The sequence below is a fragment of the Streptomyces sp. ATLC9 genome, assembly GCF_057196705.1.
The window spans coordinates 1-5988 of sequence record NZ_JBXUOY010000301.1; the positions used below are offsets into that span (position 1 = coordinate 1).

General features: G+C 72.1%; 6 protein-coding genes. All 6 read left to right on the forward strand.

Annotation, left to right across the window (positions count from 1 at the left end):
* Positions 1 to 658: TetR/AcrR family transcriptional regulator (locus tag AC2CJA_RS23010; RefSeq protein ID WP_484604592.1), on the forward strand; the 658-nt coding region annotated here is incomplete at its 5' end.
* 131 nt (positions 659 to 789) lie between these two features.
* A complete protein-coding gene (gene ilvD / locus AC2CJA_RS23015; protein WP_484604593.1) occupies positions 790 to 2628 on the forward strand; it encodes a dihydroxy-acid dehydratase in 1839 nt (612 codons plus the stop codon).
* A gap of 45 nt (positions 2629 to 2673) precedes the next feature.
* The gene (locus tag AC2CJA_RS23020) at positions 2674 to 3189 is read left to right on the forward strand and encodes a hypothetical protein (protein ID WP_484604594.1); all 516 of its coding nucleotides are present in this window, start codon (positions 2674 to 2676) and stop codon (positions 3187 to 3189) included.
* 130 nt (positions 3190 to 3319) lie between these two features.
* Entirely contained in the window at positions 3320 to 4096 is a 777-nt protein-coding gene (locus AC2CJA_RS23025) for an ABC transporter ATP-binding protein (RefSeq protein ID WP_484604595.1), read from the forward strand.
* Positions 4093 to 4830, forward strand: coding sequence for an ABC transporter permease (locus tag AC2CJA_RS23030; RefSeq protein WP_484604596.1), 738 nt, complete (start codon positions 4093 to 4095; stop codon positions 4828 to 4830). The genes AC2CJA_RS23025 and AC2CJA_RS23030 overlap by 4 nt, the downstream gene beginning before the upstream one ends.
* Positions 4831 to 4941: 111 nt before the next feature.
* A complete protein-coding gene (gene proC / locus AC2CJA_RS23035) occupies positions 4942 to 5754 on the forward strand; it encodes a pyrroline-5-carboxylate reductase (RefSeq protein ID WP_484604597.1) in 813 nt (270 codons plus the stop codon).
* Positions 5755 to 5988: the final 234 nt, after the last annotated feature.

Consider the following 5988-nt stretch of genomic DNA (forward strand, 5'->3'; position numbering starts at 1 on the left):
CCGCCGCGGACGCCCCGCCTCGGCCGGCCGCGCCGCGGCCGGGGTGGCGGCACGCGACCGCATCCTGGCCTCGGCCCGCGCGGAGTTCGCCGAGCGCGGCTACGACAAGGCATCCATCCGCTCCATCGCCCGCGGAGCCGAGGTGGACCCGGCCCTGGTCCACCACTACTTCGGAACCAAGGAGCGGGTCTTCGAGGCCGCCGCGGAGATCTCCTTCGCCCCCGCCGCCGAGGGCCTGGGCCACCTTGCCTCGCACGGCCCCGACGGCCTCGGCGAGGAGCTCGTCCGCTTCTTCCTGGGCGTCTGGGAGAATCCGGCCGGCCGCGCGCCCCTGCTGGCCGTCGTCCGCTCGGCGCTCAGCAACGAGACCGCCGCCCGGATCTTCCGCGGCATGGTGACGCGGCAGCTGATGGCCCGGGTGGCGCGCCGTCTGGACGTCCCGGACCGGGAACTCCGGGTGGAGCTGGCCGCCGCGCAGATGGTGGGCGCGGCGATCATGCGGTACGCCCTGGAGATCGAACCGCTGGCCTCCGCGGAGCCCGAGGAGCTGGTGGCCCGCCTCGCCCCGGCCGTCCAGCACCATCTGACCGGGCCCGCCGGGCCGGCGCCCGGGGACGAACCGGCCCCGGGTGCCGGCGAGCACCCGCGCGGAGAGTGAGTCCAGCACCCCTCACGTCTTACGATCCGGACTTTTCGTCCGGATCTTGAGCGGGAGGCGTACGCTCGTCGGCTACGGCCCGAAGACCGCGCCGAACGGTCGTCCCATGGTTCACGAAGGAGTGGAGCACCATGCCCCAGCTGAGGTCCCGCACCGTCACCCACGGCCGCAACATGGCGGGCGCCCGCGCCCTGCTGCGGGCCGCCGGCGTAGCGCGCGAGGACTTCGGCAAGCCGATCATCGCGGTGGCCAACAGCTTCACCGAGTTCGTGCCAGGGCACACCCACCTCCAGCCGGTCGGCCGGATCGTCAGCGAGGCGATCAAGGAGGCGGGCGGAGTTCCGCGCGAGTTCAACACCATCGCCGTGGACGACGGCATCGCCATGGGGCACGGCGGCATGCTCTACTCCCTGCCCTCCCGCGACCTGATCGCGGACTCCGTGGAGTACATGGTCGAGGCCCACTGCGCCGACGCCCTGATCTGCATCTCCAACTGCGACAAGATCACCCCGGGCATGCTGATGGCCGCCATGCGCCTGAACATCCCCACGGTCTTCGTCTCCGGCGGGCCGATGGAGTCCGGCCGCACCACCCTCGTCGACGGCACGGTCCGCAAACTCGACCTGATCAGCGCCATCGCCGACTCGGCCAACGAGGCCGTCTCCGACGAGGACATGGCCCTCATCGAGGAGAACGCCTGCCCCACCTGCGGCTCCTGCTCGGGCATGTTCACCGCCAACTCGATGAACTGCCTCACCGAGGCCATCGGCCTCTCCCTGCCCGGCAACGGCTCGGTGCTGGCCACCCACACCGCCCGCCGGGCGCTGTACGAGAACGCCGGCCGCACGGTCGTGGAGATCACCGGGCGCCACTACGAGCAGGACGACACGAGTGTCCTGCCGCGCGCCGTCGGCTCCCGCGCCGCCTTCGAGAACGCCATGGCCCTCGACATCGCCATGGGCGGCTCCACCAACACGATCCTGCACCTGCTCGCCGCCGCGCAGGAGGCAGGGCTGGACTTCGGGCTGACCGACATCGACGCCGTCTCGCGCCGCGTGCCGTGCCTGTCCAAGGTCGCGCCCAACGGCTCGTACTACATGGAGGACGTCCACCGGGCCGGCGGAATCCCCGCCATCCTGGGTGAGCTGTACCGCGCGGGCCTGCTCAACGAGGACGTCCGCACCGTCCACTCCGACTCCCTGGCCGAATGGCTCAAGACCTGGGACATCCGCGGCGGCTCCCCGTCGCCCGAGGCCGTCGAGCTGTTCCACGCCGCCCCCGGCTGCGTCCGCTCCGCCAGCGCCTTCTCGCAGTCCGAGCGCTGGGAGTCCCTGGACACCGACGCGGCCGGCGGCTGCGTCCGCGACGTGGAGCACGCCTACTCCAAGGACGGCGGACTGGCCGTCCTGCACGGCAACCTCGCCGTCGACGGCTGCGTGGTGAAGACCGCCGGCGTCGACGAGTCCATCCTGACCTTCAGCGGCCCGGCCGTGGTCTGCGAGTCGCAGGAGGAGGCCGTCGAGAGGATCCTGGGCAAGAAGGTCAAGGAGGGCGACGTCGTCGTCATCCGCTACGAGGGCCCCAGGGGCGGGCCCGGCATGCAGGAGATGCTCTACCCGACCTCCTTCCTCAAGGGCCGGGGCCTGGGCGCCAAGTGCGCGCTGATCACCGACGGTCGCTTCTCCGGCGGTACCTCGGGACTGTCCATCGGCCACGCCTCCCCGGAGGCGGCCGCGGGCGGCACCATCGCCCTGGTCGAGGACGGCGACCTGATCAGCATCGACATCCCCGCCCGCACCATCGAGCTGAAGGTCGACGAGGCCACCCTCGCCGCCCGCCGCGAGGCGCTCGGCGGCCGGTACGCGCCGGCGGCGCGCGACCGCAAGGTGTCCGCCGCCCTGCGCGCCTACGCGGCCATGGCCACCAGCGCCGACAAGGGCGCGGTGCGGGACGTCACCAAGCTCGGCTGACCCCGCCCCGGCAGCCCACGGGCGTCCGCGCGCATAATCGACACCATGAGTGAGAAGCGGGAGCCCCCCGAGCCCGAGCCGATCCGGTTCTACGGCACCACCTGGGTGCACCACTCCGGTGGCTACCTCCCGCGCCGGATCGTGCTCGGACTCGGGGCGCTGCTGCTGGCCGCCGCCGGGGCCTGGGTGCTGCGGCTGGTGTACGAGGGAAGCACCTTCGCGGACGGCGGCGTGATCGGCGTCCTGCTCGTGGTGGCCCTGGCGCTGGCCAGCTCCATGGCATTCAGCCGCACCCTCACCGATTACACCCGCGAGCCCGGAGAGGCCCGCCCCGACGACGCGGCGATGCGCCCGGTCAAGGTGATCGGCTTCCTCGGCGTCCTGCTCGCCTATGCCGCGCGCAGCCTGGTCGAGGCCCCCGGCGAGAAGCTCCGCCGTGCCGAGTACGACCGGGCCGTCGCGCGGCACGAGCGCCGTGGCGCCGCCCGTGCCGCCCGCCGCGGCAACCCGGCCGCCCGCCGCGGCTCCGGGGGGTCCGGAAGGGCCCGTCGCGGGCACTGAGGGAAACGGGCCGAGGGCCCGTCCCACGACACCACCGAACGCCCCCGTCCGCCGCCCCGGACGGGGGCGTCGGCATGTCCGGCCCCGCCCCGCTTGACGCCCGGATCGGCACGGGAGCATTATTCAACATATGATGAATTTCCCTGTGGGGCCGGCCGTCCTGGCCGACGGCCTCACCGTCGTCCGCGGTGGCCGCACCGTCGTCGACGGCCTCTCCTTCGAGGTCCCGCGCTCCACCGTCACCGGACTGCTGGGCCCCAGCGGCTGCGGCAAGACCACCCTGATGCGCGCCGTCGCCGGCACCCAGGCGAAGGTCACCGGCACCCTCGACGTACTCGGCCGGCCGGCCGGAGCCGCACCGCTGCGCTCCCGCGTCGGATACGTCACCCAGGCCGCCTCCGTCTACACCGACCTGACCGCCCGCCAGAACCTCGAGTACTTCGCCTCCGTCCTGGGCCTGCCCCGCGCCGACCGCCGCGAACAGGTCGAGCGTGCCCTCGCCGACGTCGACCTCACCACCCACGCCGACTCCCTCGCCGGCAACCTGTCCGGCGGGCAGCTCTCCCGGGTCTCCCTGGCCGTCGCCCTGCTCGGCTCCCCCGAACTGCTGGTCCTCGACGAACCCACCGTCGGCCTCGACCCCGTCCTCCGCCGTGACCTGTGGGACCTCTTCCACCGCCTCGCGGCCGAACGCGGCACCGCACTGCTGGTCTCCTCCCACGTCATGGACGAGGCCGACCGCTGCGAACGCCTGCTGCTGATGCGCGCCGGCCGCCTCCTGGCCGACGGCACCCCCGAAGCCCTGCGGAACCGCACCCGTACCGGGAACATCGAGGACGCCTTCCTCCACCTGGTCGACGCCGCCCGCGGGAAGGGCGAGAAGACCGACGAAGGAGAGAACCGGTGAGCGCGACCCGAACCCTGGCCACCGCCCGCCGCGTACTGCGCCAGCTCGCACACGATCCCCGCACGATCGCGCTGCTCCTCCTCGTCCCCGTGCTGCTGACGGTCCTGCTGTACTACGTCTACGCCGACGACCGCGAACTCTTCGACCGCATCGGGGCCTCGCTGCTCGGCATCTTCCCGATGATCACGATGTTCCTGGTCACTTCCATCGCCACCCTGCGCGAACGCACCTCGGGCACCCTCGAACGCCTGCTGTCCATGCCGCTGGGCAAGGCCGACCTGATCCTGGGCTACGCCCTGGCCTTCGGCCTGCTGGCCGTCGCCCAGGCGGCCCTGGCCACCGGGGTGACCATCTGGTTCCTCGATCTGGACTTCGCGGGCTCCCCCTGGCTGCTGCTGTTCATCGCCCTGCTCGACGCCCTGCTCGGCACCGCACTGGGCCTGTTCGTCTCCGCCTTCGCCGCCACCGAGTTCCAGGCCGTCCAGTTCATGCCCGCGCTGATCCTCCCGCAGCTCCTGCTCTGCGGCCTGCTCACACCGCGCGACACCATGCAGCCCGTCCTGGAAGCCGTCTCGAACGTCCTGCCCCTGTCCTACGCGGTGGACGGCATGAACGAGGTCCTGCGCAGTCCCGACGTCACCGGCGACCTCGTCCGCGACATCGCGATCGTCGCCGGAAGCGCTCTGCTCGTCCTCCTCCTCGGTGCGGCCACCCTCCGCCGCCGCACCCCCTGACCGCCAGATGGACGAACCGGCGGCGGCACCACCGCGGGTGCGAGGATGGCAGCGCAGCACACACGCAAGTGCGGTACGCGCGTACCGGACCCGGACAAGGTGAGCCGTCCCATGACCCAGAAGATCGCCGTACTCGGAACCGGCAAGATCGGCGAAGCCCTGCTCTCGGGCATGATCCGCGCCGGCTGGTCCCCGTCCGACCTCCTGGTCACCGCCCGCCGACCGGAGCGCGCCGAGGAGCTGCGCGCCCGCCACGGCGTCACCGCGGTCACGAACGCCGGGGCGGCCAAGGCCGCCGACACACTCATCCTGGCGGTCAAACCACAGGACATGGCGGACCTCCTCGGGGAGCTGGCCCCCCACCTCCCCGCCAACCGCCTGGTCGTCAGCGCCGCGGCGGGCATCCCGACCGCCTTCATCGAGGAACGCCTCACCCGGGGCGCCCCGGTCGTCCGAGTCATGCCCAACACTCCGGTACTGGTGGACGAGGGCATGTCCGTCATCTCCGCCGGCACCCACGCCACCGAGATCCACCTCGTCCGCACCGAGGAGATCTTCCAGCCGGTCGGCAAGACGCTGCGCGTCCCGGAGTCCCAGCAGGACGCCGCCACGGCGCTCTCCGGCTCGGGACCGGCTTACTTCTACTACCTGGTGGAGGCCATGACCGACGCGGGCATCCTGCTCGGCCTTCCCCGCGACAAGGCCCACGACCTGATCGTCCAGGCGGCGGTGGGTGCCTCGGTGATGCTCCGGGACAGCGGCGAGCACCCGGTCAAGCTCCGCGAGGCGGTCACCTCCCCGGCGGGCACCACGATCAGCGCCATCCGCGAGCTGGAGCGGCACGGTGTGCGCGCCGCACTCATCGCGGCCCTGGAAGCGGCCCGCGACCGCAGCCGCGAACTGGCCTCCGGCGGCAACGGCTAGGGCCGTTTGATGGACCGCCCGCGGTCGTGTACTGTTCTCCGAGCTGCCACGGAGTCGATCCGACACCGGGCAGCTCTTCTGTCGCCCTCGGCGGCGACCACTCACTTGGTGTGATTCCCTTCTGGGGGTGAATTGCGGCATGCCGCAATTCCGGTCCGGACGGCCCGATTAGGAGCCGGACGGGAAATCCGCTACGGTGGTGGAAGCGCCGGAAACGGCGCGGAAAGAAAAGGC

Coding starts and splice junctions, on each gene's coding strand:
- AC2CJA_RS23025 (WP_484604595.1), top strand. CDS start 3,320: ATGATGAATTTCCCTGTGGGGCCGGCCGTCCTGGCCGACGGCCTCACC.
- proC (WP_484604597.1), top strand. CDS start 4,942: ATGACCCAGAAGATCGCCGTACTCGGAACCGGCAAGATCGGCGAAGCC.
- AC2CJA_RS23020 (WP_484604594.1), top strand. CDS start 2,674: ATGAGTGAGAAGCGGGAGCCCCCCGAGCCCGAGCCGATCCGGTTCTAC.
- ilvD (WP_484604593.1), top strand. CDS start 790: ATGCCCCAGCTGAGGTCCCGCACCGTCACCCACGGCCGCAACATGGCG.